At 69.3% G+C, this 26,205-nt stretch carries 27 protein-coding genes and 1 pseudogene; 19 read left to right on the plus strand and 9 right to left on the minus strand.

Going from position 1 to position 26,205, the window contains the following annotated elements; all coding sequences use genetic code 11:
- Window positions 1-47: 47 nt before the first annotated feature.
- Window positions 48-626, minus strand: a complete 579-nt coding sequence (locus LGI35_RS42375; RefSeq protein WP_227299756.1) for a dihydrofolate reductase family protein — start codon at window positions 624-626, stop codon at window positions 48-50.
- Between the two features lie 399 nt (window positions 627-1,025).
- Here LGI35_RS42375 and LGI35_RS42380 point away from each other — a divergent pair, with 399 nt between their 5' ends.
- Window positions 1,026-1,997: an SDR family NAD(P)-dependent oxidoreductase gene (locus LGI35_RS42380; protein WP_227299757.1), complete on the plus strand. Its 972-nt coding sequence runs from the start codon at window positions 1,026-1,028 to the stop codon at window positions 1,995-1,997.
- 82 nt (window positions 1,998-2,079) lie between these two features.
- Window positions 2,080-2,445, plus strand: coding sequence for a hypothetical protein (locus tag LGI35_RS42385; RefSeq protein WP_227299758.1), 366 nt, complete (start codon window positions 2,080-2,082; stop codon window positions 2,443-2,445).
- Here the strand turns inward: LGI35_RS42385 and LGI35_RS42390 are convergent.
- The gene (locus tag LGI35_RS42390) at window positions 2,435-2,821 is read right to left on the minus strand and encodes an ArsR/SmtB family transcription factor (protein ID WP_227299759.1); all 387 of its coding nucleotides are present in this window, start codon (window positions 2,819-2,821) and stop codon (window positions 2,435-2,437) included. The genes LGI35_RS42385 and LGI35_RS42390 overlap by 11 nt on opposite strands.
- A 94-nt stretch (window positions 2,822-2,915) precedes the next feature.
- Here LGI35_RS42390 and LGI35_RS42395 point away from each other — a divergent pair, with 94 nt between their 5' ends.
- Both LGI35_RS42395 and LGI35_RS42400 read left to right on the plus strand, forming a co-directional pair.
- Window positions 2,916-4,892 carry a heavy metal translocating P-type ATPase gene (locus LGI35_RS42395; protein WP_227299760.1) on the plus strand — a complete coding sequence of 659 codons (1,977 nt, stop codon included), beginning with the start codon at window positions 2,916-2,918 and terminating at the stop codon, window positions 4,890-4,892.
- Window positions 4,889-5,308, plus strand: a complete 420-nt coding sequence (locus tag LGI35_RS42400) for a (2Fe-2S) ferredoxin domain-containing protein (RefSeq protein ID WP_227299761.1) — start codon at window positions 4,889-4,891, stop codon at window positions 5,306-5,308. The genes LGI35_RS42395 and LGI35_RS42400 overlap by 4 nt, the downstream gene beginning before the upstream one ends.
- A 67-nt stretch (window positions 5,309-5,375) precedes the next feature.
- Here LGI35_RS42400 and LGI35_RS42405 read toward each other — a convergent pair whose 3' ends face one another.
- Both LGI35_RS42405 and LGI35_RS42410 read right to left on the minus strand, forming a co-directional pair.
- On the minus strand, window positions 5,376-5,690 hold the full coding sequence (locus LGI35_RS42405) for a hypothetical protein (protein WP_227299762.1): 315 nt from the start codon (window positions 5,688-5,690) through the stop codon (window positions 5,376-5,378).
- A gap of 180 nt (window positions 5,691-5,870) precedes the next feature.
- Window positions 5,871-6,761 (minus strand): helix-turn-helix transcriptional regulator, encoded by an 891-nt coding sequence (locus tag LGI35_RS42410; RefSeq protein WP_227299763.1) that lies wholly within the window; start codon window positions 6,759-6,761, stop codon window positions 5,871-5,873.
- 254 nt (window positions 6,762-7,015) lie between these two features.
- Between LGI35_RS42410 and LGI35_RS42415 the strand changes: the two genes are divergently transcribed.
- The 9 genes from LGI35_RS42415 to LGI35_RS42455 all read left to right on the plus strand — a co-directional run bounded on the left by LGI35_RS42415 (window position 7,016) and on the right by LGI35_RS42455 (window position 14,678).
- On the plus strand, window positions 7,016-8,032 hold the full coding sequence (locus LGI35_RS42415; RefSeq protein WP_227299764.1) for a zinc-dependent alcohol dehydrogenase family protein: 1,017 nt from the start codon (window positions 7,016-7,018) through the stop codon (window positions 8,030-8,032).
- A gap of 71 nt (window positions 8,033-8,103) precedes the next feature.
- Complete coding sequence (locus LGI35_RS42420; protein WP_227299765.1) at window positions 8,104-8,769, plus strand: SDR family oxidoreductase; 666 nt, start codon at window positions 8,104-8,106, stop codon at window positions 8,767-8,769.
- Between the two features lie 17 nt (window positions 8,770-8,786).
- Window positions 8,787-9,305 carry a cyclophilin-like fold protein gene (locus tag LGI35_RS42425; RefSeq protein WP_227299766.1) on the plus strand — a complete coding sequence of 173 codons (519 nt, stop codon included), beginning with the start codon at window positions 8,787-8,789 and terminating at the stop codon, window positions 9,303-9,305.
- 154 nt (window positions 9,306-9,459) lie between these two features.
- On the plus strand, window positions 9,460-10,560 hold the full coding sequence (locus LGI35_RS42430; RefSeq protein ID WP_227299767.1) for a LacI family DNA-binding transcriptional regulator: 1,101 nt from the start codon (window positions 9,460-9,462) through the stop codon (window positions 10,558-10,560).
- 219 nt (window positions 10,561-10,779) lie between these two features.
- On the plus strand, window positions 10,780-11,682 hold the full coding sequence (locus LGI35_RS42435) for a glycoside hydrolase family 16 protein (RefSeq protein ID WP_227299768.1): 903 nt from the start codon (window positions 10,780-10,782) through the stop codon (window positions 11,680-11,682).
- Window positions 11,683-12,162: 480 nt separating this feature from the next.
- Complete coding sequence (locus LGI35_RS42440; RefSeq protein ID WP_227299769.1) at window positions 12,163-12,738, plus strand: molybdopterin-dependent oxidoreductase; 576 nt, start codon at window positions 12,163-12,165, stop codon at window positions 12,736-12,738.
- A 181-nt stretch (window positions 12,739-12,919) separates the two neighbouring features.
- Complete coding sequence (locus tag LGI35_RS42445) at window positions 12,920-13,690, plus strand: class I SAM-dependent methyltransferase (RefSeq protein ID WP_227299770.1); 771 nt, start codon at window positions 12,920-12,922, stop codon at window positions 13,688-13,690.
- A gap of 37 nt (window positions 13,691-13,727) precedes the next feature.
- A complete protein-coding gene (locus LGI35_RS42450) occupies window positions 13,728-14,069 on the plus strand; it encodes a hypothetical protein (protein ID WP_227299771.1) in 342 nt (113 codons plus the stop codon).
- 102 nt (window positions 14,070-14,171) lie between these two features.
- Window positions 14,172-14,678, plus strand: a complete 507-nt coding sequence (locus tag LGI35_RS42455; protein ID WP_227299772.1) for a CbrC family protein — start codon at window positions 14,172-14,174, stop codon at window positions 14,676-14,678.
- Window positions 14,679-14,692: 14 nt separating this feature from the next.
- Here LGI35_RS42455 and LGI35_RS42460 read toward each other — a convergent pair whose 3' ends face one another.
- The 3 genes from LGI35_RS42460 to LGI35_RS42470 form a co-directional block, all read right to left on the minus strand.
- Window positions 14,693-15,178: a hypothetical protein gene (locus tag LGI35_RS42460; protein ID WP_227299773.1), complete on the minus strand. Its 486-nt coding sequence runs from the start codon at window positions 15,176-15,178 to the stop codon at window positions 14,693-14,695.
- A 95-nt stretch (window positions 15,179-15,273) separates the two neighbouring features.
- Window positions 15,274-15,777 (minus strand): alpha/beta hydrolase, encoded by a 504-nt coding sequence (locus LGI35_RS42465; RefSeq protein ID WP_341483510.1) that lies wholly within the window; start codon window positions 15,775-15,777, stop codon window positions 15,274-15,276.
- Window positions 15,774-16,433 (minus strand): YceI family protein, encoded by a 660-nt coding sequence (locus LGI35_RS42470; RefSeq protein WP_227299774.1) that lies wholly within the window; start codon window positions 16,431-16,433, stop codon window positions 15,774-15,776. Before LGI35_RS42470 ends, LGI35_RS42465 begins: the two co-directional genes overlap by 4 nt.
- A 469-nt stretch (window positions 16,434-16,902) precedes the next feature.
- Here LGI35_RS42470 and LGI35_RS42475 point away from each other — a divergent pair, with 469 nt between their 5' ends.
- The 5 genes from LGI35_RS42475 (at window position 16,903) to LGI35_RS42495 (ending at window position 21,907) form a co-directional block, all read left to right on the plus strand.
- The gene (locus tag LGI35_RS42475) at window positions 16,903-17,247 is read left to right on the plus strand and encodes a hypothetical protein (RefSeq protein ID WP_227299775.1); all 345 of its coding nucleotides are present in this window, start codon (window positions 16,903-16,905) and stop codon (window positions 17,245-17,247) included.
- A 24-nt stretch (window positions 17,248-17,271) separates the two neighbouring features.
- A complete protein-coding gene (locus tag LGI35_RS42480; RefSeq protein ID WP_227299776.1) occupies window positions 17,272-19,377 on the plus strand; it encodes a SpoIIE family protein phosphatase in 2,106 nt (701 codons plus the stop codon).
- A 136-nt stretch (window positions 19,378-19,513) separates the two neighbouring features.
- Window positions 19,514-19,690: a hypothetical protein gene (locus LGI35_RS42485; protein ID WP_227299777.1), complete on the plus strand. Its 177-nt coding sequence runs from the start codon at window positions 19,514-19,516 to the stop codon at window positions 19,688-19,690.
- Window positions 19,691-19,891: 201 nt separating this feature from the next.
- On the plus strand, window positions 19,892-20,476 hold the full coding sequence (locus LGI35_RS42490) for a hypothetical protein (protein ID WP_227299778.1): 585 nt from the start codon (window positions 19,892-19,894) through the stop codon (window positions 20,474-20,476).
- A 774-nt stretch (window positions 20,477-21,250) separates the two neighbouring features.
- On the plus strand, window positions 21,251-21,907 hold the full coding sequence (locus LGI35_RS42495; protein ID WP_227300745.1) for a TetR/AcrR family transcriptional regulator: 657 nt from the start codon (window positions 21,251-21,253) through the stop codon (window positions 21,905-21,907).
- 3 nt (window positions 21,908-21,910) lie between these two features.
- Here LGI35_RS42495 and LGI35_RS42500 read toward each other — a convergent pair.
- A pseudogene (locus LGI35_RS42500) lies at window positions 21,911-22,894 on the minus strand (SMP-30/gluconolactonase/LRE family protein).
- Between the two features lie 51 nt (window positions 22,895-22,945).
- Window positions 22,946-24,007 carry an SDR family NAD(P)-dependent oxidoreductase gene (locus tag LGI35_RS42505; RefSeq protein WP_227299779.1) on the minus strand — a complete coding sequence of 354 codons (1,062 nt, stop codon included), beginning with the start codon at window positions 24,005-24,007 and terminating at the stop codon, window positions 22,946-22,948.
- A 183-nt stretch (window positions 24,008-24,190) separates the two neighbouring features.
- Between LGI35_RS42505 and LGI35_RS42510 the strand changes: the two genes are divergently transcribed.
- Window positions 24,191-26,005, plus strand: a complete 1,815-nt coding sequence (locus LGI35_RS42510) for a flavin-containing monooxygenase (RefSeq protein ID WP_227299780.1) — start codon at window positions 24,191-24,193, stop codon at window positions 26,003-26,005.
- Window positions 26,006-26,205 lie beyond the last annotated feature (200 nt).

Genomic DNA, 26,205 nt, shown 5'->3' on the forward strand with positions numbered 1-26,205 from the left:
CTTCCGGTCAGGTTCAGCCCCTTGACGAGTGGTGTGCTCGGCGGGACTCAGGCATGCAGGGTGGGCCGGTAGACCAGCTCTTGGATGTGGCCGTCGAGCGTCCGGTGGTCGATCAGCTCGAGGTCGAAGTCGGCCGCACCCTGGAAGATCGGTGCCAGCCCGGTCCGACCGGTGATCACAGGGAAGAGCGTCACCTGGACTCGGTCCACCAGACCGGCGGCCATCAGCGCCCGGTTCATCGACAGACTCCCGTGCGAGCGCAGCGGCACCTCGGACTCCTCCTTGAGCTTGGCGACGACATCGACGGCGTCGCCGCACACGACGGTCGCGTCCGGCCAGTCGAGGGGCCCTTCCAGCGTGGTCGACACCACCGTTGCCGGCAGGCTCCTCATCCGCGTGACCCATGGGTCACGCACGTCGGATTCCTCGGTGCTCGCGGCCAGCATCTGCGCGAACGCCCGATAGGTGTTGGCCCCGAAGACCATCCGCTGCTCCTCGTCGTACAGGCCGAGGCGGTGGTCGAGGAGCTCAGGGCCCTGCTTGCCCCAGTAGCCGGTCCAGTCGCCGCTGGCGGCGCCGAAGCCGTCCAGGCTGGAGAAGACGTCGAAGGTGTAGGTGGCCGTCATGATGTGCTCCTCGGGTGCGGTTGATCGCGTGTCGGGAGTACAGACTGGCGACCACGCCAAGACTCATCGCCATGGCACGCCGATCCACAGGTCTTGGCCATGCCCAGCCCACCCCCGGTGCCGTGTCGCAGCGGCGAACCACCGCAACGACTGGCTGACTGTCGCTACGAATCACCGTCGCATGGGTGGTGGTTGTGGTCTGCCGCTTTTGGACGGGGTGTACTTGATGTGGTGGTGGCTCAGTGGTGGCGAGGAGTCGGACCGCTCGGTGCAGGGGATCTCGGGTGGGGACACGAATCGGCCGTCCGGTCGGGGATGATTCCTCGATCGGGGCCTGTCCGGACCGCGGCCGCGAGGCGGACTTGACTTCGAGCGCACTCGAATTCGTAGCGTGCGGTCATGAGCTACAACAGCACACCGCAGCACAAGATCGGTTCGGGTTTCGGTGCCCACAGCACCGCCGATGACGTCCTCGAAGGCATCGACCTCACCGGTCGGCTCGCCCTGGTGACGGGCGGCTACTCGGGCATCGGCGTCGAGACCACACGCGCCTTGACGAAGGCCGGCGCCCGCGTCGTGGTCCCGGCCCGCCGGGTCGGCGCGGCACAGGAGAACCTGGCCGGGATCGACGGTGCCGAGGTGGCCGAACTGGACCTCGGCGACCTGGACAGCGTGCACGCCTTCGCCGACGGGTTCCTCGCCACGGGCAGGCCCCTGGACATCGTCATCGACAGCGCGGGGATCATGGCCTGCCCCGAGACCCGGGTCGGGCCGGGCTGGGAGGCCCAGTTCGCGACCAACCACCTCGGCCACTTCGCCCTCGTCAACCGCCTGTGGCCGGCGATCGAGCCGGGTGGCGCCCGCGTCGTCTCGGTCTCCTCCACCGGACACCACACCTCGCCCATCCGCTGGGACGACGTCCACTGGCGCGACGGCTACGACAAGTGGGAGGCGTACGGTCAGGCCAAGACGGCGAACGCGCTGTTCGCCGTGCAACTCGACCGCCTCGGCCAGGAGCGGGGCGTGCGAGCGTTCTCGCTGCACCCCGGTGGCATCCTCACTCCCCTCCAGCGGCATCTGCCGAAGCAGGAGATGGTCGACCGGGGCTGGATCGACGAGGACGGCAACCTGCTCTACCCCGAGGCTTTCAAGACACCACAGCAGGGTGCGGCCACGCAGGTGTGGGCGGCGACCTCCCCCCAACTGAACGGAATGGGCGGCGTCTACCTGGAGGACTGCGACATCGCCGAGCCCGCCCCGGCGGACGGCACCCGGGTCGGCGTCAAGGAGTGGGCCACGGACCCGGAACAGGCCGCCCGCCTGTGGGCACTGTCCGCCGAACTGACGGGCGTGGACGCGTTTTCCGCCTGAGGCCGGTGGGATTCGTGCGGCGGCGCCCAGATTCCCTGATACCACGGCCAAGACCGCATCACCGCTGCCCACCGTGACCCTGGTGGACGGCAGCAAGGCCGTGGTCTACGTGCTCGGCGCCCAGCACAACGGCGCCAAGACCGTCCACGACGGACACGTCCTCGCCACGGTGGAGACGAACGAGCGCGACGCCGGGCTTGACGCCAACGACCTCTACACAGTGCTCAGCGGCCAGCGGTGTGATCAGCCCCCGGAGTGCAGCGCCCGCCACCACAGCGCCTGCCGGGCTGCGTGGTGGAGCCACCACGTTCCGGTGGCTCCACCACAGTGGTGGAAGCGTTCGAGTGCCCCTGAAGCCCTCTACCCCGCGGGCGCTGTGGTCGCGGCGGGAGAAGTCCGTACCGACTTCCGTTGGGTTCGCCCCGGCGCCGATCGCCTCAGTCAGTGACGAGAGGCTCGGGCGTGGCGGCAGGGGCATCCCGGACTCCCAGCCGCAGGTGCTCGACGTGGTACAGCGCCTGGTCGAGGAGTTCGGCTACGTGGTTGTCGTAGAGGGCGTAGACGATCGAACGCCCGTGGCGCTCGCCGGTGACCAGGCCGAGATTGCGCAGCAGGCGCAACTGGTGTGAGCAGGCGGAGGCTTCCATGCCGACGGCTTCGGCAAGGTCGCTCACCGAGCAGGGCCCTTCCTGGAGGCGGGCCAGGATGTACAGCCGCGAGGGCGTGGCGAGGGCCTGGAGTGTCGCCGCGACGTCGGCCGTGCCGACGGCGTCGAGGCGCTCGCGGGTGGTGGCGCTGCTGGCGGTGTCGGTTCCGTGGCCCATGCGGACATCATAGCGATGACACATGAAGACCTATTCATGTGTTCCTGTATGGTGGAAGCTCTTGCTCCACCCGCCCGTGAAGGGTTGTTTTGTCATGTCTTCAGTCCTGGATCAGCGGCCTGCGCCGGCTGTCCCCGGGCCGCGCCCGGCGGCCCCCCGGCGGCGTACGCGGGTGCTGGCGTTGCCGGAGGCCCGGTGGGCGCTGGCCGCGCTGGTCCTGTTCCTGGTCGCGCTCCCGCTCAAGCTGCTCGACGCCCCGGTGTGGACGTGGGCGCCGCTGTTCGCCGCCACCTACGTCACAGGCGGCTGGGAGCCGGCGTGGGAGGGCCTGAAGGCTCTGAAGGACAAGACGTTGGACGTGGATCTGCTGATGGTGGTCGCCGCGCTCGGCGCCGCCGCCATCGGGCAGGTCCTCGACGGGGCGCTGCTCATCGTCATCTTCGCGACCTCAGGCGCGTTGGAGGCAGTCGCGACGGCGCGTACCGCGGACTCCGTACGTGGTCTCCTCGACCTTGCGCCGGTCACGGCCACGCGGCTGCTGCCCGACGGAGGCGAGGAGACCGTCACCGCCGAGGACCTGAAAGCCGGGGACTTGATCCTGGTGCGGCCCGGCGAGCGCGTCGGCGCCGACGGCCAGGTCCTGGACGGCGTCAGCGACGTCGATCAGTCCACCATCACCGGCGAGCCCCTCCCGGTGGCGAAGGAGGACGGGGACGAGGTGTTCGCCGGCACGGTCAACGGCACCGGCGCCCTGCGCGTGCGCGTCGAGCGCGACCCTTCGGACTCGGTGATCGCCAGGATCGTGAAGATGGTCGAGGAAGCCTCCGAGACCAAGGCTCCCACCCAGCTGTTCATCGAGAAGATCGAGCAGCGGTACTCGATCGGCATGGTCGCTGCCACCGTCGCCGTCTTCGCGATCCCCCTCGCCTTCGGCTCCGCGCTCCAGCCGGCCCTGCTCCGGGCGATGACCTTCATGATCGTCGCATCGCCGTGCGCGGTCGTGCTCTCCACGATGCCGCCGCTGCTGTCCGCGATCGCCAACGCGGGCCGCCACGGCGTCCTGGCCAAGTCCGCCGTCGCCATGGAGCGCCTGGGCCAGGTCGACACGGTCGCGCTCGACAAGACCGGCACCCTGACAGAAGGCACCCCACGCGTCACCGGCATCCGCCCACTGCCCGGCACCGGCCTGACCGAGGACACGCTGCTCGCACTGGCGGCCGCGGCCGAGCACCCAAGCGAGCACCCACTCGCCCGCGCCGTCGTCGAAGCCGCCCGCGAACGACGTCTCCCGCTCCCCGAAGCGCTCGACTTCACCTCAGTCCCCGGCAGGGGAGTGAGCTCCACCATCGGCGGTCACACCGTCCAGGTCGGATCCCCTGGCCGCCTGTTGCCCGCCGCCACCGGTCCAGAAGCCGCGGCTGTCGCGGAGTTGGAGGACGCCGGACAGACCGCGGTGCTGGTCCTGCGCGACGACACTCCCGTCGGCGTGATCGGAATCGCCGACCGGCTGCGGCCCGACGCAGCCGCCACGGTCGCCGCGCTCACCGAGCTGACCGGCCGCACCCCGGTCCTGCTGACCGGCGACAACGAACGCGCAGCCCGCCATCTGGCCGCGCAGGTCGGCATCACCGACGTCCGCGCCGGACTCCTGCCCCAGGACAAGGTCGCCGCCGTACGGCAATGGGAGAGCGAGCGCCAGAACGTGCTCGTCGTCGGCGACGGCGTCAACGACGCCCCCGCCCTGGCCGCCGCGCACACCGGCATCGCCATGGGAAGGGCCGGCTCCGACCTCGCCCTGGAGACCGCCGACGCCGTCGTCGTCCGCGACGAACTCGCCACCATCCCCACCGTGGTCGCCCTCTCCCGGGCCGCCCGACGCCTCGTCACCCAGAACCTCGTCATCGCCGGCCTGTTCATCACCACCCTGGTGGCCTGGGACCTCATCGCCACCCTGCCGCTGCCGCTCGGCGTCGCCGGCCACGAAGGCTCCACCGTCATCGTCGGCCTCAACGGCCTGCGCCTGCTGCGCGAAGCGGCGTGGCAGAACCCCGTCCGAGGAGGCGCAGCGTGAGCAAACGCTCCCGCCGTGCTGCTCCAGCCCCGGCATCCAAGGCGGCAGCACCTCGTCCCACGGTCACCGTCTGCCGCGGCTGCTGCTGCGGCAGCCCCAAGGTTCCCGGACTCGACCACACCGCCCAACTCCGCGACCTGCGAAGCGCCCTGGAGGGTTCCGCGACCGTACGGGTCACCGACTGCCTCGACGCCTGCGAGCGCGCCAACGTCGTCGTCGTGCAACCGTCCGCGGCCGGGCGCAAGGCCGGCGGGCGCCCCGTCTGGCTGGGCCTGGTCAACGACCCCGATGCCACCGCCGACATCGCCGCCTGGATCGAGGACGGCGGTCCGGGCCTCACGGAACCACCCGGCATCCTCGACCTCTACACCTTCAAACCCTCCCGCCGCGTCCGCGCCGAACTCCACGACGAGTAGCCGGCGGATGGTTCCGGCGACCTGCCCAGCCGGAAGCGAGCACACATGACGTCCCACGATCAGCGGGTCAGTCGGAGTTGCGTGCGATCTCCAGCGCGAGCGCTTGCAGGATGGCCTCGGTGGACGTCTCGGGCCCTGTCTGGTCGTACGCGTCCGCGATCGTTTCGAAGGCCAGCACGAAGCCCTTGATCAGGGCGCTCAGCGGTTCGGAGAGCTGGTTCAGGACGGCAAGACCCACCTCTGCCGCGTCTTCGGTGTCGGGGACGAGGAACTGCGTCGGGATGACCTCGCCCAGCAGGTCGGAGACGTAGTCTGCGCTGACGCCACCGCGCAGGGCCGTGAGCGCTGCGATGGCCTTGAGCTCGATCTCGTTCTCGGTCATGTGCCGAGCGTATGAGGAAGCGACGGCGGGCACGCGGAGGAGCGACTCATGCGGTGGCGCGGGAGGACGTGAGGGACCGGCGGGTCGGCCGGTCATCGGATCGAGGTGCGAGCAGCGCCCCCGCCGTGGCCGAAACGCTGGGCGTGGGCAACCAGGGCCGGGGCGATTCAGAGCGGGAGGTCAGCCGGCTGCCTGTTCCGTGGGGCAGCCGGCTTCCTGCGTGGCGGCCCAGGTTGCGAGAAGTCGCAGACCCTCTTCGGAAGCGGACCCTGGTTCGGCCGTGTAGACGGTGAGAGTGAGGCCGGGTTCCGCGGTCATCTCCAGCCCTTCGAAGGCGAGGGTGAGCTCTCCCACGGCCGAGTGGTGGAAACGCTTGGTTCCGGTGCCGTGGTGGCGGACATTGTGGGCGCCCCAGCGCGTGCGGAATTCCTCGCTGAGCGTGGAGAGTTCACCGACGAGGTCGTGAAGGTCCTTGTCGTGGGGGTTACGGCCGGCTTCGGTGCGCAGGATGGCGACGCAGGTGTCGGCGAAGGTGTCCCAGTCGGGGTAGAAGCGCCGCGAGGCAGGGGCGAGGAAGTTGAAGCGGGCGAGGTTTCTCTGGCTGGGGGCGCTGTCGTAGACGTCGCTGTAGAAGGCCCGGGCCAGTTGGTTGGCGGCGAGGAGGTCCATGCGGCCGTTGCGGACGAAAGCGGGCCCGGCGGTGATCGCGTCCAGGGTCCATTGCAGGCTGCGGTGAGGCGTCCACCGGTCCTTGGCGCGTCGGCGTCGCGGGCGTGTCAGGGCGTCGCTGCCGTCGGCTGTCTGAGCCAGTTGGAGGAGGTGGGCCCGTTCGGCTTCGTCGAGCTGGAGGGCGCGGGCGACGGCTTCGAGGACGGCCGGTGAGACGCCGGCGAGGTTGCCGCGCTCGAGTTTGGCGTAGTACTCGACGCTGACGTCGGCCAGGGCCGCGACTTCGCTGCGTCGCAGGCCGGGGACGCGGCGCCGGGACCCGGAGGGCATCCCCGCCTGTTCGGGGGAGATCTTTGCTCGCCGCGAGGTCAGAAACTCGCGGACCTCTTGACGGTTGTCCACACCTCGACGGTACGTCCCGCACGCCGCCGTAGGGGTGTACCAGCGGTACACCCTTCGACGGTGCCTCGCTGCGCGCGTGGAATGGCGGTTACCTGGATCGCGTGGCACTTCCTCGCACCGCCGTCAAAGCGGCGGCAGGGGGTGCCCGGCCCCGGCCTTGTGGACCGCAGCAGGTCCTGTCCGGGCAGGCAACTGCACTCGGCGTCCGTCGGTAGCGCACCGCACCGGATGCCCCAGCACGTTAGGAACCCCTCATGCGCGGAGCAGTCATCCACGCCCCCGGCGATGTGCGTTTCGAGACGCTCGACGACCCGAGGATTCTCCATCCGACCGACGCGATCATCCGTACGGCCGTCACCTGCGTATGCGGTTCTGACCTGTGGCCGTATCGAGGCCTGGAGACGATCGGCGACCCGCACCCGATGGGGCACGAGTACGTGGGCTTCGTCGAGGAGGTCGGCAGCGAGGTCAGCACGGTCAAGCCCGGCCAGTTCGTCGTCGGCTCGTTCGCCACCTCGGACAACACCTGTGCGAACTGCCGTAACGGCTGGCAGTCCAACTGCCTGCACCGCGAGTTCATGAGCACCTGCCAGGCCGACTACGTCCGCATCCCCAACGCCCAGGGCACCCTGGTCGCCACCGATGACCACCCGTCCGATGAACTCCTGCCGGGCCTGCTCGCTGTCTCCGACGTGATGGGAACCGGCTGGTATGCCGCCCTGGCCGCCGACGTGAAGCCCGGCTCCACCGCCGTGGTCGTCGGCGACGGCGCGGTCGGCCTGTGTGGTGTGATCGCCGCCAAGGAACTGGGCGCCGAGCGGATCATCGCCATGAGCCGCCACGAGCCCCGCCAGAACCTGGCGCGCGAGTTCGGGGCCACCGACATCGTCGCCGAGCGCGGCGACGAAGGCATCGCCCGCGTCAAGGACCTCACCGGCGGGATCGGCGCCGACTCGGTCCTGGAATGCGTCGGCACCGCCGAAGCCATGCAGCAGGCTCTGCAATCGGCGCGACCCGGTGGCAACGTCGGCTTCGTCGGCGTCCCCCACGAGGTGGCCATCGACGGGCAGGAGCTGTTCTTCTCCCACGTCGGCCTGCGCGGCGGCCCCGCCCCCGTGCGCCGCTACCTGCCCGACCTCATCGACCGCGTCCTGACCGGCCGGATCAACCCGGGCAAGGTCTTCGACCTCACCCTGCCCCTGGACCAGGTCGCCGAGGGCTACCAGGCGATGGACGAGCGCCGCGCCATCAAGGCCCTCCTCACGCCCTGACCCGCGCATCCCGACGGGGCCGGGCCCACATGGCCCGGCCCCGCGACCTCCCTTGCGAAGGACTACTGACCGTGACCACGTTCGCACTTGTCGGCGCAGGCCCCGGCCTGGGGCTGGCCACCGCCCGCCGCTTCGGATCCGCAGGCCACAGCGTCGCGCTCCTCTCCCGCAGCGCCGAGCACCTGGAGAACCTGACCACCGAGCTAGACCGCGACGGTATCCAGGCCCGAGGCTTCACGACCGATGTCCTCGACCCCGCCTCCCTCACCACCGCCCTGCGGACGGCCGGCGAGACTCTCGGGCCCATCGAGATCCTCCAGTACAGCCCTGTGCCCCGCGCCGACTTCATGAAGCCGGTCCTCGACACCCGCGCCGACGACCTCGACGCCCCGCTGGGCTTCTCCGTCAAGGGCCCGGTCACCTGCGTCTGCACGGTCCTGCCGGGCATGCGGGCGCTCGGGCGCGGCACCTTGCTCTTCGTCAACGGCGGCAGCGCGGTGCGCCCGCACCCAGAACGGGCCGGCACCTCGATCGCGTTCGCCGCCGAGAGCGCCTACGCGCGCATGCTCCATGACGCGCTCGCCGAGGAGAACATCCACGCCGCGCAACTGATCATCCCTGGTGCGATCCGGCCCGACGCGGAGCACTCCGACCCCGAGGTCCTGGCCAAGCGCCTGTACGCCATCCACGCCGAGCGCACCGGGTTCCGGCACTTCGCCGAGCCACTGCCCGAGTGACTGTCTGGACGCCGCACATGAACCCGGCCCCTCGTGCCCTGGGCCGCGCCGCCCCCGCAGCTGCACCGCTGCTGGCCGTGACCGCCTCCTCCGACGACGCGCCAGAAGCCCCTACGTCCCCCGCCGCCTCCTCGGGGCGGCAGCAGGCGTCGGCGACCACGCAGTCCAGCTCCGACAGGAACAACGCCATGGACATCCGGCTCACCCTCAACGGCCGGCCCGTCGACGCCACCCTGAACGACAGCCCAGCCGCCCGCGACCTTGCGACCCTGTTCCCGCTCACCCTGGACCTGGAGGACTTCCACGGGGCGGAGCGGATCGGCTACCCGCCCCGCAAGCTGGACACCTTGGGCGCGCCCGAGCCGGTCGCGCCCAAGGTCGGCGACCTGGCCTACTACGCGCCCTGGGGAAACCTCGCGCTCTTCTACCGCGACGGCGCCTCCGCCTCCGCCGACCTCCTCATCCTCGGCCGTACAGACGCCGACGCCGACCGGCTCGCAGGGGCGGACCCCATCACCATCGAAGCGGCGCCCTGACCCCGCCCGCCCTCAACAACGATTGGGAACTCATCCACCTACGGGTCGCTTGCAGCACAGGAATTCAGCCGCAGAGCCTCTCGTGCTCACGCGGCCCCGCACCCTACAGTGTTCGATCGACGGCGATGGCCGAACGGGTGTGGGGGCAGATCCTGTGAGTTCTCCTCTACGGCAGGAAGCGATCCTGCGGGAGGTCCGCCGCAACGGTTCGGTCAACGTGACGAGGATCGCCGCGGAACTTGGTGTCTCTGTCATGACCGTACGCCGCGACATCGCCGTACTGGCCCACCACGGGCTCGTCACCCGGGTCTACGGAGGCGCCATTCTGCCCCGCACCAAGCCTGCCCCCAGGGGCAGTGGGACCACGGTCTCGGGGCGCAGCCGCACCCTCGTCCTGGGCATGGTCGCCCCCTGTCGGTCGGCGTACTACCGAGAAGTCATCGGGGGCGTTCAAGTCGCCGCGGAGGGAACCGGATCCCGGCTCATGCTCGGGGTCTCCGCGTACGGAGATGAGCGTCCGCAGGTCGAGGACATGCTGAGCGCAGGTGTCGACGGGCTGCTTCTCACACCTCGGCCCGACACACTGCGCTCCGCCGAGGGAGCTGCGTGGATCCGTGAACTCCCGGTGCCCGTCGTCATTGTCGAGCGGCGCCCGGAGCCGGCCGCGGGCCTCGACCAACTGGACCGGGTTGCCTCGGACCACGCCCGCGGCACCGTTCAGGCGCTGCGCCATCTGGTGGAGCTGGGGCATCGACGAGTCGGGCTCCTGGCCTCCGCCACGCCTACCGCCGTCTGGATCAGCCGGGGTTTCGACATCTCTCGGGCGATATTCACCCTGGCGGCCGGGACGCCGTGTGTGGCCGACCACGTCGCCTATGACTTCGCCGCAGTGGACGCATTCATCGACGCTCTCGTCGCGACCGGTACGACTGCCGTGGTGGCGCACCCCGATGAGCAGGCCGCCCTGTTGGTGCAGCGTGTCCGCGCGAGGGGCCTGGCCGTGCCCGACGATCTCGCGGTGATCGCCTACGACGACGACCTGGCCTCCCTGGCGGAGATCCCGCTGACGGCCGTGGCTCCCGCCCGGCATGCCGTCGGCCGACTGGCGGCGACCCGGCTCGTCCAGAGGCTGCGCGAGGGCAGCCGTCATGTCGTCCAGGAGAGCCTTCTGCTGCCGCGCCTTGCCGTCCGAGCCTCCACATCGACCCGATTCCTTCCCGGCATCGACCTGTCCGATCCCTCAACTGCCTTATAGCGCAGCGATGTTCGGTGTTGAGCGATTGGCCGTCGGGTGATTGACCGACCATCGGCATACGGGCATCTTGAAGCGGAGACGGACGCTCCGAAAGCCGCGTGGCGAATCCACCGGTCCGGACGCTCGCGCCCTCTGTCACATCCGTCATGACGAAATCCCCGGCCAGTCCTGGCTCGATGGCCGCAAGTCTCCACTTCCGACAGCGACGTCAGGAGAGCCATGGAACAGCACCACGTCACGCCGGCCACCCGCACCATGGGCCGCCGATTCAGAACGGTGTCCGCTGCCGCGATCGCGCTGGGCCTGAGCGCGCTGCTCGCCACCACCCCGGCCAAGGCCGATGCCCGACCCACGCTGGTGGATCCCGCCACACCGGTCGGGGCCCAGCCCCTTGGCAGCACGGCTCGCGCGGCACAAGCACTGGTGTTCAGCGACGAGTTCACCGGGACCACACTCGACACGTCCAAGTGGACAGCCCGCGACCAAGAACGCACGGAGTCCTCCCGTACCGACGGAATCCGCTGGTGGTACAAGCCCGGCAACGTCCGCGTCGTCACCGACAACGGCGGCAACCTCGCCCTCGACCTCACCAAGATCGCCGACAACCAGTACGCGGGTGGCCGCGTCGACTCCCAGGGCAAGTTCGACTACACCAACGGAACCCTCGAAGTCCGCTTCCACACCCCGTACTCGACCGACGGGCACCTTGCGGCGGTATGGCTCCAGGCCAGCGGCGGCCACGGCTCGAACCTGGGCACGGCCGCCGACGGTGCCGAGTACGACATCACGGAGACCGCCGACCAGGCCGACACCTATCCGGTCACCGTCCACTACGACGGCTACGCCGCCGACCACAAGCAGTCCTCCGCCACCGTCGCCGCCCCCGGACTGCACAGCACCTGGTACCACACCGTCGGCATGAGCTGGACGCCCAGTCAGATCCAGTTCACCTACGACGGCACGGTCGTCCGCACCATCACCGACCCGAAACTCATCAGCCTGGTCAGGGAGTTCCCGATCCTCTCCCACGAGATCCTGCAGTTCGCCGACGGCTCGGCCACGAACGCGCCGCTCGACTTCAACTCCACTGTGTACGTCGATTACATCCGCGTCTGGCAATAGGCACCGATGGGACAGGGCAGTTGTGTTGGGCATGTCGGCAGAGCGTCTTCACGGGGGTGCGCCGGGGCGGGTCCACTGCGGCACTCCCGGTGCTGCTGGCCGGGGCGCTCCGGCGCCGCTCCGGCTCCGCGGAAGCGGTGCGCACGCCGTTGCAGACCTGGGCGATCAACCAGGAAAGCACTCAGCAGCCACGCATCGTTCGGGTCACCACCCCGTAGATCTTGTGGCCGCTCACTGATGCACTGGGTGCCATCCACGCCGACGGCCCGCAACGGCTCTCGCGGACCGGCCGGCGCATGCGGAGAGGTGGTGCGCGGCGCTCGTGGAGTGCGCCCCGCACCACCGCCTGCACCCACCCCTCCCAGATCCGCACACGCGAGGCTCCAGCGCACTTTTGGGTCCCTTGTCCGACTCTGGATTAGGCTTTCACCTTGCATCTGCGGACGAGGAAGGCGATGGGACTGTTTCATGGAGAAAGGCATGCTGCCGCCGGGACAGCGCCTGGCCAAAGGCTGGCCCATCTCGCACTACGGGCCGGTACCCCGCTTCCGCCCGGAGCGATGGACCCTCCAGGTCTTCGGCGCCACCGCGAACAAGGCGACCTACTCCTGGACCTTCGAGGAAGTCACCGCCCTGCCCAAAGTCACCGTGGTCGCGGACCTGCACTGCGCGTCCGGCACCAGCACCACCGGTCACACCTTCTTCGGGATCCCGGCACGCGTCCTGCTGGACCTCGCCCCACCTGCCGAGGGCGTGTCCCACGTGATGGCCTGGGCCGAATACGGATACAGCGCGAACCTGCGCCTCGACGACTTCACTGCGGACTCCACCGTCATGGCCACCCGCCACAACGATGAGGTGCTCACCGCCGAACACGGCTTCCCCCTGCGCCTGGTGGTGCCGCACCTGTACGGCTACAAAGGCCCCAAGTGGCTGCGCGGCATCGAGTACATGACGCAGGACCGGCGGGGCTTCTGGGAGGAACGCGGCTTCCACAACATCGCCGACCCCTGGACGGGCCGGCGCCACTCCTACCAGGAGGACGAGGACCCGTAACGGCCCGACCCGCCGACACATCCTCCAAGTCCGATCACGCATGTGCGGCACTTCTTGGCTGATCCACCAGGCATAAGGCAGGGGACTTGGGGATTCAGGGCGGCAGATGCAAGATGGAGTCGTCGTTCGGGACGGACCGCTCACCGCCCCGGCCCGGCCCACAGGCGAGGTCCCCTTGGTCATGCGCACTTACGACGGCAGCGCCGGTGATGTCGACCACGGCACCATCGGCTCCGCCCACGCCTCCTACCGACGCCCCGACGAGCGCATCGCCCACGTGATCGCCGAGGCCCTCGGCGATGCGCGCACCGTCCTCAACGTCGGCGCCGGCACTGGCTCCTACGAGAGCGCCGCGCACACGATCACCGCGGTCGAGCCCTCCCTGGCCATGCGTGCCCAGCGCCCCGCCGAGCTCGCCACGGCCATCGACGCCGTGGCGGAAGGCCTTCCCTTCGACGAAGGGCAGTTCGACGCGGCGATGACCCTCTTCAGCGTCCACCAGTGGTCCGACGTCGAGGCCGGGCTGCACGAGATGCGACGCGTGACCCGCGGCCCCGTCGCCGTACTTACCTGCGACCCCGCGCGCGTACGCGACTTCTGGCTCTACGAGTACGCCCCCGACGTCCTGGACACCGAAGCGCGCCGCTACCCATCGCTGGACCGGCTCACGGCCGCGCTCGGCGGCACCACCACGATCCAGCCCGTCCCCATCCCGCTGGACTGCACCGACGGCTTCAACGAGGCGTACTACGGCCGCCCCGAAATGCTCCTCGACCCCGCCGCCCGCCAAGCCTGCTCGGCCTGGAGCTTCGTCGACGACCGGGCCCGCCAGGACTTCGACACCTCGCTGCGCCGCGCCCTCGGCTCAGGCGCCTGGGACGAAGCCTTCGGCCATCTGCGCAGCCGCCCGAGCTACTACGGGTCCCTTGTCCTGCTGCGCGCCACCCCATGACCGCAACAGCAACACCGCCCACAGAAAGGGGCGCAGGGTGGACCCGCTCGCACGCCGCCAGATGATCGCCCACGTGCAGGTCGAACGACAGCGATTGCTGCCGGAACATGAGCAGGCCACCCGGACCACCATCGAGATGCTCCGCGCCGGCACCGGACACGCGAGCGATCCCCAACTGGTTCCGTATCTCAACCTCGCCTACCTGCTGGGCGTCAAGAACACCTACGGCGACGACCAGTTGATGGCCCTGGCGCTGTCCGTGGCGAACTGGGCCACCACCGCCATCAACGACCTCGCCCACCACACCGGCCGCACCCCACAACAGATCATCGACCAGTACGAGACCGACATCATCGCCGACCAGGAAGACCTCACCTGACGTCGCGTCTGCTGGGCGTGAGTGGCGTCGATGACCAGGTTCGCGTTCTGCAGGGCGATGCGGTGGACCGTCCGTTCGTACGGGTTGCTACGGTCGCGTGCTGTGACTGAGTGGCTTCCCGAGTTCCCGTACCACTCGGAGAAGACCTGCGTCCGTTGTGAGCAGGCACGTGGGTACATCTACACGGGCCCGGTCTACGCGGTCGAGGAGATCAAGGGTCTGCTGTGTCCGTGGTGCGTCGCGGACGGCAGCGCCGCGGAACGGTTCGACGCCCACTTCACAGACGGAACTTGGCTGGGGGAGGACGTGCCCCTGGAGGTGTTCGCGGCGGTCGACCGGCGCACTCCGGGATTCGCGGCCTGGCAGGAGACGCAGTGGTTCTTCCACTGCGGCGACGGCGCTGCGTTCCTGGGCCGGGCCGGGGCTGGTGAACTCGCCGTTCACCCCGAGGCGCTGGAGATGCTGCGGCGGGAGGCCAGCGGCTGGGGCCGGCCGGCGGACCAGGTCGAGCACTACGTCGGGTCGCTGGACAAGGACGGCCAGCCGACGGCGTATCTCTTCCGCTGCCGGGTCTGCGCGATCCATCTCGCGTACTCCGACTTCACGTAGCAAGGCCGATGCGGTCACCTGCGCCGTGGATCCGCCAGCAGCACCACGCGGTCGGCCGCAGGGGTGAATCCAAGCACTGGGTTCGCGTCGTCGCCTTCGGCGGTCATGGCCACCGGTTTGCCCAGCCGACGGCCGATCGCGCTGAGGAATCCGCACAGGATGTCCACTCCCACTTGGCCCTGCAGTTGGCGAAGGTCGACATCGAAGTCGATTTCGTCGACTGACATCGGGCGGAAGATCGCCAGTACATCCGGGATCGGCCAGACCCGCAGATCGGCCACCTCCGCATCGGCGGGACGAGACAGCACCTCCGCGGCCGTCGGCAACGGTCCGACGACTCCGCCCGCCGAGTACTCCCACGTCCACCCGCTCGACCGCACCAGATCGAACACGGCTTGCCAGTCCTCGACCGAGGCACCTGCCACGCGCACATCCGGCAGAGCACCCATCAGGTCAGGGTCGAAGAAGTCCTTGACGTCGTCCCACAGCAGATCCGGCACTCCGCAATTCTGCCCCGCGCACGACTCCGGACAGCAGTCTCGGTCGGGGCCAATCGGTGGCTGTCGGTGTGGTGGTGCAGGGCGGGACGTCCTGCTCACAGGATGCGCCGGCTGCGGGGCGCACACCGGTGAGGAAGTGCCGGACGGTGTGGTTGCCGATCCCAGGTGCTGGGGTTGTCCAGGGCGGTGAGGCCGTAGCCGTTGAGGGTGAGCAGGCGGGCGTCGGTGAGTTCCCGTGCCATGGCCCTGCCCTCCCGGTAGGAGGTGGCGGGGTCGTAGGTGGGGTTGATGACGAGGATCGGGTGCGCGGTGGGTGTGTGCCAGGGGCCGGTGCAGGTCGTGGCTGTCTGGGCCGGCCAGGTCGCGCAGGGTTCGTTGGCCCAGGCCCACCAGTGCCCGAGGTCTCCCGCTCGCGCCGAGCTCAGCTTGTCGAACGCCTTGTAGCGTGTCGGCCCAGCTCCCAGAGCGCCGATGACTGCGGGGCCGCCCAGGAAGGCACGATCGCCTCGCAGTCGGTCGGGCTCACGGTTCGCCGGCCTGTCGCCCTCCCACCTTCGTGGTGGGGGAGCGGGGCCGTTCGTGCAACGTGGTGCCGTTATGCGGTGGGGGTGGAGCGGATCGCGGAGATGTCGAACTGCAGCCGGACTTTCTCACTCACCATGGTGCCGCCGGCTTCGAGGCGCTGGTTGTAGACGAGGCCCCATTGGGTGCGGTCGATGGTGGTGGTGGCGTCGAAGCCGGCTCGTTCGTAGCCGAAGGGGTCGAGTACGGAGCCGAGGTAGTCGAGTTGGAGTTCGACGGGGCGGGTGACTTGGCGGATGGTCAGGTCACCCGTCATGCGGAAGGTCTCTCCGCCTTCGTGGGTGGCGGAGGTGCTGCGGAAGGTCATTTCCGGGTAGCGGCGGGCGTCGAAGAAGTCGGTGCCGATCAGGTGGGCGTCGCGTTGTTCGACGCCGGTGTCGACGCTGGCGACCCGGATGGTGATTTCGGCCCGGGATTGGGAGGGGCGGGCTCCGTCGAAGTACAGGGCGCTGTCGTAGTCGGCGAAGGCGCCGCGCACGGTGGTGACCATGGCATGGCGTACGGAGAAGCCGATACGGCTGTGCGGGCGGTCGATGGTCCATTGCCCGGTCAGCGCGCGAAGGGCGGGGTCGAGCGCGGCGCCGGTGGTCTCGGCGCCCGGGAACGGCGTACGAGGGCCGGCAGCAGGCGTCGGCTCGATGGTCGCGCCCTGGCGACGGCTGAAGATACCCATGCGGTCGTAGCCTCCTCGAATGTGATTACTACGTGTTATCACGGGGTCAGGATGGGCTGGACAGCGAGATGGGTGGCCTCGTCCGAAATCTCTGTCGTGGCCTGCAAAGATGCACAGGATCGACCCAGGATCGTCATGAGTGTGGATGCACTGTCGGGCGATGCGTCTTAACACAGAGTCATTGCATGGTCCGGTCGGGTGGCGGAGTCGAGGTTCGTGACGCACTCGGTGACCGGTGTTCGTGGGCCGATCTCGTGAGCAGGGGCGTTCTCCAGCACGGTTCTCGTGCAGGTTTTGGTCGCTCTGTGAGGAGCTGTTGGTTCGAGTGGTGGTGAAGGCTGCGCCAATCCGTCGGTGCGGTCGGTGCGGTCCCTGTGTATACCCCTCACGGGCCGGTCGCGGGTGGCGGGGCGAGGCCGGTGGGGTGAGGATGGCGCGGACGGGAGTCCCAAGAAGGCGGTGCGCGCGTATGGCGGAAGAAGTCGGAGGGGCGGTGGCCGAGGCGTTCCTGGACGGCTTCCCGATCGCCTTCGACCTGGGGCAGGCCGCGTGCTCCACCCGTGAGGGGATCTCGGCGCTGCCCGCGGCCCCGTTCGGCGTCGTGAGCCACGTCGGCGCGGCGGCCGGACCGCGGGACGGTTTCGTCAGTGTCGACAACGCCACCAGCTACTCCGTCCACCTCGGCCTCCGAGCCACCGGGGCCGGGGTCGGAGCAGGCGCCGTCCCGCCCGTCCTGGGCATGTACCAACCGCACCCCGAAGCCCTCGCCGGGCACGTGCACCTGCCGCCCCTCAAGACCGCTCGACCGGCCTGAAGAAACCGGACAGGAGGGACGCACGTGGTTGACGCCGACGCCTACCTCGGCACGAGAGCATCGGACTCGGCCGTACTGGAAGCCTTGTTCACGCAGGCACCGCTCGGCCTCTTCCTTCTCGACGATCAGCTGCGCGTGCATCGCTACAACACATCGACCCGTGGTCTGCGGGGCATCACCGCCGAGCAGGTAATCGGGCGAACGTTCGAAGAGGTCAGTTCGGGCCTCGACACCACGGAGCTCGGTGTCCTCGCTCGGGAAACCCTCCGCACTGGTGAGTCCGTACTCCGGCACACCGTGAAGGGCACATCGGCCACTCGACCGGACGAGGACCTGACGGTCTCGGTGTCCATTTTCCAGGTGGACGACGCTGTCGACGGGCATCCCGGAGTGCTCATGGCGGTCGAGGACGTGACCGAACGTGAGGCGGCCCGGGCGCGGCTCGATCTCCTCTACGACACTCGCCGGACCGTCGGAACGACGCTGGACGCGACGACGACGGCCCGCGAACTGGCAGGTGTGCTGGTGCCGGCCCTCGCCGACGCGGTGACGGTGCACATCCTGGATGCGGTACTGCGCGGTGAGCCTCGCCGTCGGGGACCGGTCGGCGCCGGAGAGCCGCTCCGCCGGGCGGCCTTCCTGAACGGGCCCGACACACACGCCGACGAAAGGGACACGATCCTTGAGACGTTGCCCGTGGCCACCCCCTTCACGCGGAGCCTCGAGGACGCCGCGCCCCGCCTGGTGTCGCGGCTGGACGCCGGGGGGGTCTGGCCCCCCGAGCTGTCCGAGCACGCCCACGCACTCGCCAGCGCAGGCGTCCACTCGTTGATGGCCGTGCCCCTCGTGGTACCCGATGCCGTGCTCGGTGTCGTCACGCTCTACCGCTCGGAGCGGCCCCAGCCGTACACACAGCAGGATCTCGACCTGGCGGTGCAGGTCGCCTCCCGGGCCGCCCTCGGCATCGATCACGCGTCGAGCTACACACGGGAGCGGAACACGGCAACGGCCCTCCAGCGGCATTTGCTGCCGAGCCGTACGCCGGACCTGACAACCGTGGAGACGGCGCATCTGTACCTGCCCGTGAGCGCGGGCGGGGACTGGTTCGACGTGATCGAACTGTCCGGAGCCCGGGTCGGACTCGTCGTCGGCGACGTCGTCGGACACGGGATCGAGGTCGCTGCCATGATGGGGCGCCTCCGTACCGCCCTGCGTACGCTCGCCGAACTCGACCTGGAGCCGGACGAGTTGCTGATCCATCTCGACGAGATCGCTGCCCGGCTCGCCAGTGAGAACGTCGACGCCGATGAGTTGGACCACGATGGCGACATCCCTACCGGCGGACGAGTCGCCACCTGCGCGTACGCCGTCTACGACCCGGTGAAGCGCCACCTGACCCTCGCCTCCGCCGGGCACCCCGCCCCGCTGCTCGTCTCTCCGGAAGGAGAGGTCGCCACAGTGGAGGTCGAGATGGGTCCCGCGCTCGGCACGGCCCACGGCACGTACGAGACAGCCACGCACAGTCTCGAGGACGGCGCCGTCCTCTGCCTGTACACCGACGGACTGCTCGCGGGCAGTGACGAGGCGGCTGACACGCTCCGACGCGTTCTCACCCACCAGGACCGTGCACTGTCCGAGACGGCCGACGCCATCGCCTATGCCCTGGCCGACGATCAGGCCGACGACGACGCCGTCCTGCTCCTGGCACGCGCCCGCGGCCTCTCGGAAGACCAGGCGGTTCACTGGGACCTGCCGTCCGACCCGTCGGTGGTCGCCGCGGCGAGGTCTCTCGCCGGACGACAGCTGGTTGCCTGGGGGCTGGAGGGGATCGCGTTCGAAACGGAACTGATCATCAGTGAGCTGGTGACGAACGCCATCCGATACGGAGAGGGCCCGGTGAGTCTCCGGCTCATCCGGGACCGGCATCTCACGTGCGAGGTCACCGACGGAAGCAACACCTCGCCACACATGCGCCGCGCCCACGACACCGACGAGGGCGGCCGAGGGCTGTATCTAGTGATGAGCATGAGCCACCGCTGGGGCACGCGCTACGCCGCACGAGGCAAGACGGTCTGGTCGCAACAGCTCCTTCCCGGCCGGACCGATGAAGGGGATCCATCGCCAGGGTGAGGCAGCCGACTGCCATGCAGCGCCACACGGGTCCACAGCCTCAGGGTGCGCGCAGCTTTGGTGCCAGGATCTGTGCGAGGAACGCCCATGAGCTGGCTACCCCGACCCCTGGGGAAGGACGGACGTCAGCCATGCGATGTACGGCACTTGCGGGGACTGGCTGTACGTCCTGGAGAACGGCTTCGCCGCCACCTGGTTCTCCGGCTACCGGAACGTGCCGGAGATCGCGCCCCGCGTGAGTGAGGAGATCATCTGCCTCGCGCTGAACCACCACGACGCCTCCTCGTTGATCTTCCCCTTGCAGTTGACCTGACCCGCCGACCGGTTTCAAACCACCTCTCCCCCCGCCTTGTGACCACTGTGCAGCAGTGCGAGGCCCGCGGGCGCGACGGCGTGTTGTCATAACCCGGGGAGTCTTATGCATATATTGTCAAACAGGCCGATGGAATGTTGCGCAAAGAAGCGAGTAGTAGGGCTCATCCTACTGGCTTTACGGCGAATAGGTGGAGCGGGAATGGAAAACGGAGAGCCCCGCAGTTCGAGTCGGAAGATTAAGCCCCGTCTACCTGAGATCCACTCCGCTCTACGAGGTACCGCGACCGCGGCGGCGGGTGGGACGCTCGTCATCTGGTGGCCGGCGTTCACGTTCGGCGCGTATAACGCCATCTTTTTTGACAGCGTGATGGCCCTCTGGGCGGTGGCTACGGCCGTACTGCTCTCGGGCTTGGTACTGCACAAAAGAGGGGCCGTGCCCTGGGGCAGCTGGATCGCTTTGCTGCTGCCCACATTCTGGATCGTTCTGGGAATGTTGGCGCCAAGGGGCGGCAGGTTTCATTACATTCACTACTTCGAGGTGGTGATTACACTGGTAAGTGCCCCATATCTGACCTGGCTGCTGTCGAAAATTCTGCTGTCCGACTACGACGAACTTCCCATGGGGCAGCGATTCGGAGCGGTCGGCATCACGGTAGTAATTGGGGTTCTGGCCTTCCTGCTCGGTAAATTCAACTATCTGTTCCTTACGTGTGCAGACTTCAATGTGAGTGGTAATAACACGCCGCCGGGCTGCGCCAAAGGGCCACCTTTCCATCTGCGTTGAGTTTCCGGGGGAAACGTTCCTGGTCTCCGCGCGTGACCACGAGGCGCTGTCAGCGGTCGCGACGTAGGCGGCGGCGAACTACGCGGAGATCGTCTACACCCCGACCAACAGTTCCTGGATAAATGGGAATCAGCGGCGGCGTGGTCCGGAATATTTGTGGTGCCTTCGGAGAATAAGACGGTTGGAGATTTCGGCCGGAGAGCCATTCCTGTGCTCCACTCGAACGAGTGAGCGCTGGTTGATGGAAATAGGAAACGGTGAGCACCGCTAGTGGTCTTTGCGGCACTGGAAGGTGCAACTGCTCTGCTTTGAGGCTGAGTTGGGAGCTCGCGAGATGGCCGGTATTTCTTTATTTTGGCAGTGTGAGGACGCACCATATTGATCTGTTTTCGGATTGATTGTGAGGTGGCGGGAGGTGATGAGGAACGTTCGGATCACTGCCGGCCAGCCAAGGTTTCCGCGGACGAATCCACGGACGGGTGAAGACACGGGACCGTCCGGCCGAGCGGCCCTCCCGACGCCGGTGGTGGCCCGGTTCCGGCAGCCAGTCCGGGGAGCGACTTCAGCGCGCTTCGCGGTGTCCGCCGCGAAGAGCTGATGTGGCTGCCTTCGTCGCTGCACGGCGGTGGCGATCTGGTGGACCGGGGGCCAGGTCCATGCGCACTTCGGGTGCAGTCTTCCGACGCGGGCTCCGTCTGATCAGCGAACAGCGCCGTGGCGGTGGATGAGCTGCCGGGCCGGTGCGCCCTGGGCTCGTACTACGCTGCCGAGGTGATGAATCCCAGCGAGCCCCAGGACCCTCAGCCGGCCGGGCGGGGCTCGGCGGTGGTGCGGGGCGGCCGTGCGGGCTCCGACCGCGGCGACGCTTCCGGCCAGGCCCGCCCGGCCAACCAGGGGCGGCGGGTCGCGGCCCGCAACCGGGCCGCTCTCATCGCCGCCGCCCGCGAGGTCTTCGCCGAGCAGGGCCTGAACGCCCCGCTGTCCGCCGTCGCTCGCCGCGCAGGGGTGGGGCAGGGCAGTCTCTACCGGCACTTCGCCGACCGCTTCGCATTGGCCTCCGCCGTTCTGGACGAGAACGTCCAGCAGATCGAGCGGGCCGGCGCCGAGCCGGGCGCGAGTCTCAAGGGTGTTCTGGGCGTGGTCACTTGGCACCTGACCCGCTCGACGGCATTCGTCGACCTGTTGCGCGTGCGCGGCGACGGCGAGCAGGGCCGCGCGCTGTCCGAGCGCGTCCGCAGGGTCCTGGCCCGGTGCCTGCCCGCTGGGCATCGTCTTTCCGCCGACGACGTCATGCTCGCCGTCGCGATGGTCTCCGGCGCCGTCGCCGGTCCCACCCCGACGGAACGGGAGCGCGTGGCCCTTGCGGCCTGGCAGCTGCTCGGCGTCGAGGTGGGGCCGCTGCGACCTTGCGAGGCGGTCGCCGACGTGTGACCGTCAGCCGCCGTTGGACTGGCGGATGCCCTTGGCCAGTGCGGTGAACTCGAAGACGTACCCGCCCGCGGGGCCGCTGACGGTCATGTAGGCCTTCGTGCTGTCTGGTGTGATCGCGACGTTGGTCGCCGACTTCAGGCCCTCGGCCTTCTCGGCGGGAACCTCGACGGTGGCCAGACGTGCCCCGTACTTGCTGTAGACGGCGATGGCGGGCCGGCCGTGCAGGGGCCTGGTAGAGGTTCCCGTCGGCGTCCACGGCGACGGAGTCGGTCTGGGCCAGGCCGCCGTCGACATGGATGGCCTCGTGTTGGGAGGTCACAGCGGTCTTGTCGGCGTCGAGCAGCAGGTAGGAGATGGTGTCCTCGGCGAGCTCGCTGATCCACAGGCCGCGCAGTTCGGGGTCGAACATGACTCCGTTGGGCTGGGACAGTCCGTCGGCGAGGACGGTGGTCTTCGTGCCGTCACGGTCGATGCGCACGATGCGGCCATCGGTCTCGTCCGGCTCCGTGCCGTGCGCGTCGCTCACGTACACGTTGCCCTCGTCGTCGAAGGCGATGTCGTCCGGCGTCATCCTGGAGCCGTCGACCTCACCGGAGAAGAACGTGCGCTGCTGCGAGCCGTCCTGCGCGTCACGACGTCCGGTGTCGGTGTAGACGCTTTTGTGCTTGCCGGTGGCTACGTCGACGGAGATGAGCTTGGGCTCGCCCGGGGGTGCGGTGACGTCCACGACGTACAGGCTGCCGTCCTCGACCAGGACCGGGCCCTCCAGCAGGGTCATGCCGGTGGCCTCGTGCACGTCGGTCACGTGCGCGAACTGGGTGGCCCGGATGCTTCTGCCCTCGCCGGACGACGTGGGTTGCGAGGCCGGGGTGGCGGTGTGGTCGGCGGTCTGGGTCGGGTGCCGCATCCGGTCAGTGCCAGAAGGCCGAGGGCGGCCACACCGGCCAGGGCGCGAGGACTCCCGGCAGTGGCGCGGGAGTTCGGCAACTGGGCCCTGCCGTCGGGATGTTCGGCACCAGGGCTTTGACCGGACAGGGATCAGGCGGCCGACCAGCCGCCGTCGGAGGGCAGGATCGCGCCGTTGAGGTTCACCGCGTCCTTGCTGAGCAGGAACGTGATCGACGCGGCCAGCTCCTCGGCCATGGCGAGGCCGGGGATCGCGACACGCATCTTCGCGGTGCGGACCGAGCCGTAGGGGGCGGCGGTGGGGAGGTGGATTCCGGTGGCCACCGCGCCCGGGGCGACGGCGTTGACCTGCACGCCGGTGCCCGCGTACTGGTAGGCCGACGATTTCGTCAGGCCCACCAGGGCGTGCTTGGAGGTGGTGTAGGCGGCACCGGCGGCCGAGCCGCGCAGGGCGGCCTCGGAGACGATGTTGACGATCCGGCCGCCGCCCGCGGCGAGCATGCCCGGCACGACGGCGCGCATCAGGCGCATGGGGCCGTCGACGTTGATGCGCATGACGCGATCCCAGATGGTGTCGTCGACCTCGTGCACGGCGGCGTCGTTGTCCATCACGCCGGCGACGTTCGCCAGGGCGTCCACCCGACCGCCCGCGGCGGCCAGGACGGCGTCGGCGGACGCGGGCGCGGTGATGTCGGCGGTGAGGGGCACGACCGCCTCGCCCAGGTCGGCGGCAAGGGCCGCGAGGCCGTCGCCGGAGACGTCGACGGCGATCACGCGGCCGCCCTCGCGCACGATGCGCGAGGCGACGGCCCTTCCGATGCCGGAGGCGGCACCGGTGACGACGACGGTCTGGCCGTTGAAGCGACCGTGCGTGATCTGTTCGGTCCATGGTTCGGGGGTGCCTATCTCGACGCCCAGGTCGGGTTCCACGGCTGCTGCGGTATCGGCCGGGGGAGCGGTGGGCAGGCCCTCGGGGACCTGGCCGGTCTCGGCGGCGGTGACCAGTACGGCCACGAGCTCCGGCGGGAACTTCCCGCCGGACATCTTCACGAGCCGCTCCAGCGGCAGGCCGAGGGCCGGGGCGAGGGCCTGCTCGTTCTGCCCCTGGGAGGCCAGAAGTCCGCGCAGGACCTGCCCGGCTGCGGGGTCTGCCAGCCAGTCGCGGAGCGCGGAATTGGTGGTGAGGTTCGACATCGCGGGCCCTTCGTGTGGTGGCGCTCGGGCGGGGCCGTGTGAGGCGGGCCCCGCATCGCAACCGGACAGTGTTGTCCGGTTCTTGGGTTACGGTACCGGTGACCGCGCGGGACGCCCCGCGAGGGCACAGCCCCAACCCCCGCGGCGACCAGCGCACCTCCCCCCACGAGAGGAACCCGCCATATGACCCTGCCGCTGTGCGACACCCCGCCCACCCCGCAGGAGACCGCCGACCTGCGCGAGCGCTACCGCGTCGAGCGTGAACGCCGCGTGCGCCCCGAAGGGACGAGCCAATACCGGTCCACGGCCGCCGAGTTCGGCTACTTCGCCGCCGACCCGTACGTCGATGACGTGGCGGAACGCGAGCCGCTGCACGACGTGGTGGACGTCGCGATCGTCGGTGGCGGGTTCGGCGGGATCCTGGCAGGCGCCCGCCTGCGCGGGCAGGGCGTGGCGAAGGTGCGGGTCATCGACAAGGGCGGTGACTTCGGCGGCACTTGGTACTGGAACCGCTACCCGGGCATCCACTGCGACATCGAGTCGCACGTCTACCTGCCGCTGCTCGACGAGACCGGCTACGTGCCGGAGTGGAAGTACGCACCGGGGGAGGAGATCCGGCGTCACGCGGTGCGTATCTCCGAGCAGTTCGGCCTGTACGAGGACGCCCTCTTCTCCACCGCCGTCACCTCCCTGGCCTGGGACGAGACCGCCCAGCAATGGGTGGTCGCCACCGACCGCGGCGACACGTTCCGTGCCACCTACGTCATCACGGCCACCGGCACGCTGACAGAGCCCAAGCTCCCCGGCATCCCCGGCATCGAGGACTACCGGGGCCACACCTTCCACACCTCCCGCTGGGACTACGGATACACCGGCGGCAGTTCCGAAGGAGGCATGACGGGCCTGGCCGGCAAGAGGGTCGCCGTCGTCGGCACAGGCGCCACCGGTGTGCAGGTCATCCCCACGCTGGCCGAGGACGCCGGGCACCTGTACGTCTTCCAGCGCACCCCGTCCGCCGTGGATGTGCGCGGCCAGCGGCGCACGACACCTCAGGACGTCGGCGCGGACCGCCCGGGATGGGCGGCCGAACGCCGGGACAACTTCCTGCGGATAGCCTCCGGGGAGGGAGCCGAGCAGGACCTGGTCGCCGACCGCTGGACGGCGTCGGCCTCCCTGCTGGAGAAGCTCCTGCCCAGCTTCCGACGCGACGGCGAACCGGACTTCGAGGCCGCCTACGAGGCCGCCGACCACGCCACCATGAACCAGGTTCGCGAGCGTGTCGCCGCCGAGGTCGCCGACCCCGCCACGGCCTCGGCCCTCCAGCCCTGGTACCGCTACGCGTGCAAGCGCCCCACGTTCTCCGACAAGTACCTCCCCGCGTTCAACAGGGACAACGTCACTCTCGTGGACACCGCCGACACCCACGGCATCGAGCACATGACGGAGCGAGGCGTCGTCGTCGGCGGGGTGGAGTACGAAGTCGACTGCGTGGTGTTCGCGACCGGGTTCTCCGTGGGCGTCTCCGGCATCACCTCAGGGCAACTGCCCGTGACCGGCCGCGGCGGCGTTCAACTGCTGCACGCACGGGCGCAGCAGGGCCCACGTACCTTGCACGGCTTCACCAGCAACGGGTTCCCGAACCTGATCCAGATGGGCTCGCTGCAGAACGCCAGCAGCGTGAACTTCACGCACATCCTCGACGAACAGGCCGTCCACGCCGCCGCCTTGGTCGCCGCCGCGGAGGAGAAGAACGCCGTCGTGGAGCCCACCCCCGATGCCGAGGCCGCCTGGATCGACGTCTGCGCCAAGGGCGCCCCCGACCATGAGTGGTTCCACGCCGAGTGCACCCCCGGCTACTACAACCGCGAGGGCCGCGGTCGTCCCAACGGTCCGACCGCCTACCCACACGGCGCCGTGGCTTTCCACGACCTCCTGCGACGCTGGCGCGAGGAGAGCATCGCCGAGGTCCTTCAAACCAAGGCGACAGGCTCGGTCTGATGCGGTGTCGCGGTCGGGGCGGCGACGCTCCGACCGCAGCACCGTCCCTCCTGCCACGCCGTCCCGGCCGGGCGCGTGCAGGGCGCCTGGCACCGGGACTTGGTACAAGGGCCTCGACGTCGTCCTGGCGGGTGGAGGTGTCACGGAGATCGTCCGCAGGGAGGTCGCTGGTGGCGGACCTACCTTGGCTGGGAGTGGGG

Source organism: Streptomyces longhuiensis (assembly GCF_020616555.1).
Lineage (GTDB): Bacteria > Actinomycetota > Actinomycetes > Streptomycetales > Streptomycetaceae > Streptomyces > Streptomyces longhuiensis.

Excerpts from the sequence above, each read along its gene's own strand:
- LGI35_RS42375 (WP_227299756.1), bottom strand. The coding sequence starts at position 626 with ATGACGGCCACCTACACCTTCGACGTCTTCTCCAGCCTGGACGGCTTC.
- LGI35_RS42380 (WP_227299757.1), top strand. The coding sequence starts at position 1,026 with ATGAGCTACAACAGCACACCGCAGCACAAGATCGGTTCGGGTTTCGGT.
- LGI35_RS42390 (WP_227299759.1), bottom strand. The coding sequence starts at position 2,821 with ATGGGCCACGGAACCGACACCGCCAGCAGCGCCACCACCCGCGAGCGC.
- LGI35_RS42395 (WP_227299760.1), top strand. The coding sequence starts at position 2,916 with ATGTCTTCAGTCCTGGATCAGCGGCCTGCGCCGGCTGTCCCCGGGCCG.
- LGI35_RS42405 (WP_227299762.1), bottom strand. The coding sequence starts at position 5,690 with ATGACCGAGAACGAGATCGAGCTCAAGGCCATCGCAGCGCTCACGGCC.
- LGI35_RS42415 (WP_227299764.1), top strand. The coding sequence starts at position 7,016 with ATGCGCGGAGCAGTCATCCACGCCCCCGGCGATGTGCGTTTCGAGACG.
- LGI35_RS42425 (WP_227299766.1), top strand. The coding sequence starts at position 8,787 with ATGAACCCGGCCCCTCGTGCCCTGGGCCGCGCCGCCCCCGCAGCTGCA.
- LGI35_RS42435 (WP_227299768.1), top strand. The coding sequence starts at position 10,780 with ATGGAACAGCACCACGTCACGCCGGCCACCCGCACCATGGGCCGCCGA.
- LGI35_RS42440 (WP_227299769.1), top strand. The coding sequence starts at position 12,163 with ATGCTGCCGCCGGGACAGCGCCTGGCCAAAGGCTGGCCCATCTCGCAC.
- LGI35_RS42445 (WP_227299770.1), top strand. The coding sequence starts at position 12,920 with ATGCGCACTTACGACGGCAGCGCCGGTGATGTCGACCACGGCACCATC.
- LGI35_RS42470 (WP_227299774.1), bottom strand. The coding sequence starts at position 16,433 with ATGGGTATCTTCAGCCGTCGCCAGGGCGCGACCATCGAGCCGACGCCT.
- LGI35_RS42475 (WP_227299775.1), top strand. The coding sequence starts at position 16,903 with ATGGCGGAAGAAGTCGGAGGGGCGGTGGCCGAGGCGTTCCTGGACGGC.
- LGI35_RS42485 (WP_227299777.1), top strand. The coding sequence starts at position 19,514 with ATGTACGGCACTTGCGGGGACTGGCTGTACGTCCTGGAGAACGGCTTC.
- LGI35_RS42490 (WP_227299778.1), top strand. The coding sequence starts at position 19,892 with ATGGAAAACGGAGAGCCCCGCAGTTCGAGTCGGAAGATTAAGCCCCGT.
- LGI35_RS42495 (WP_227300745.1), top strand. The coding sequence starts at position 21,251 with ATGAATCCCAGCGAGCCCCAGGACCCTCAGCCGGCCGGGCGGGGCTCG.
- LGI35_RS42505 (WP_227299779.1), bottom strand. The coding sequence starts at position 24,007 with ATGTCGAACCTCACCACCAATTCCGCGCTCCGCGACTGGCTGGCAGAC.
- LGI35_RS42510 (WP_227299780.1), top strand. The coding sequence starts at position 24,191 with ATGACCCTGCCGCTGTGCGACACCCCGCCCACCCCGCAGGAGACCGCC.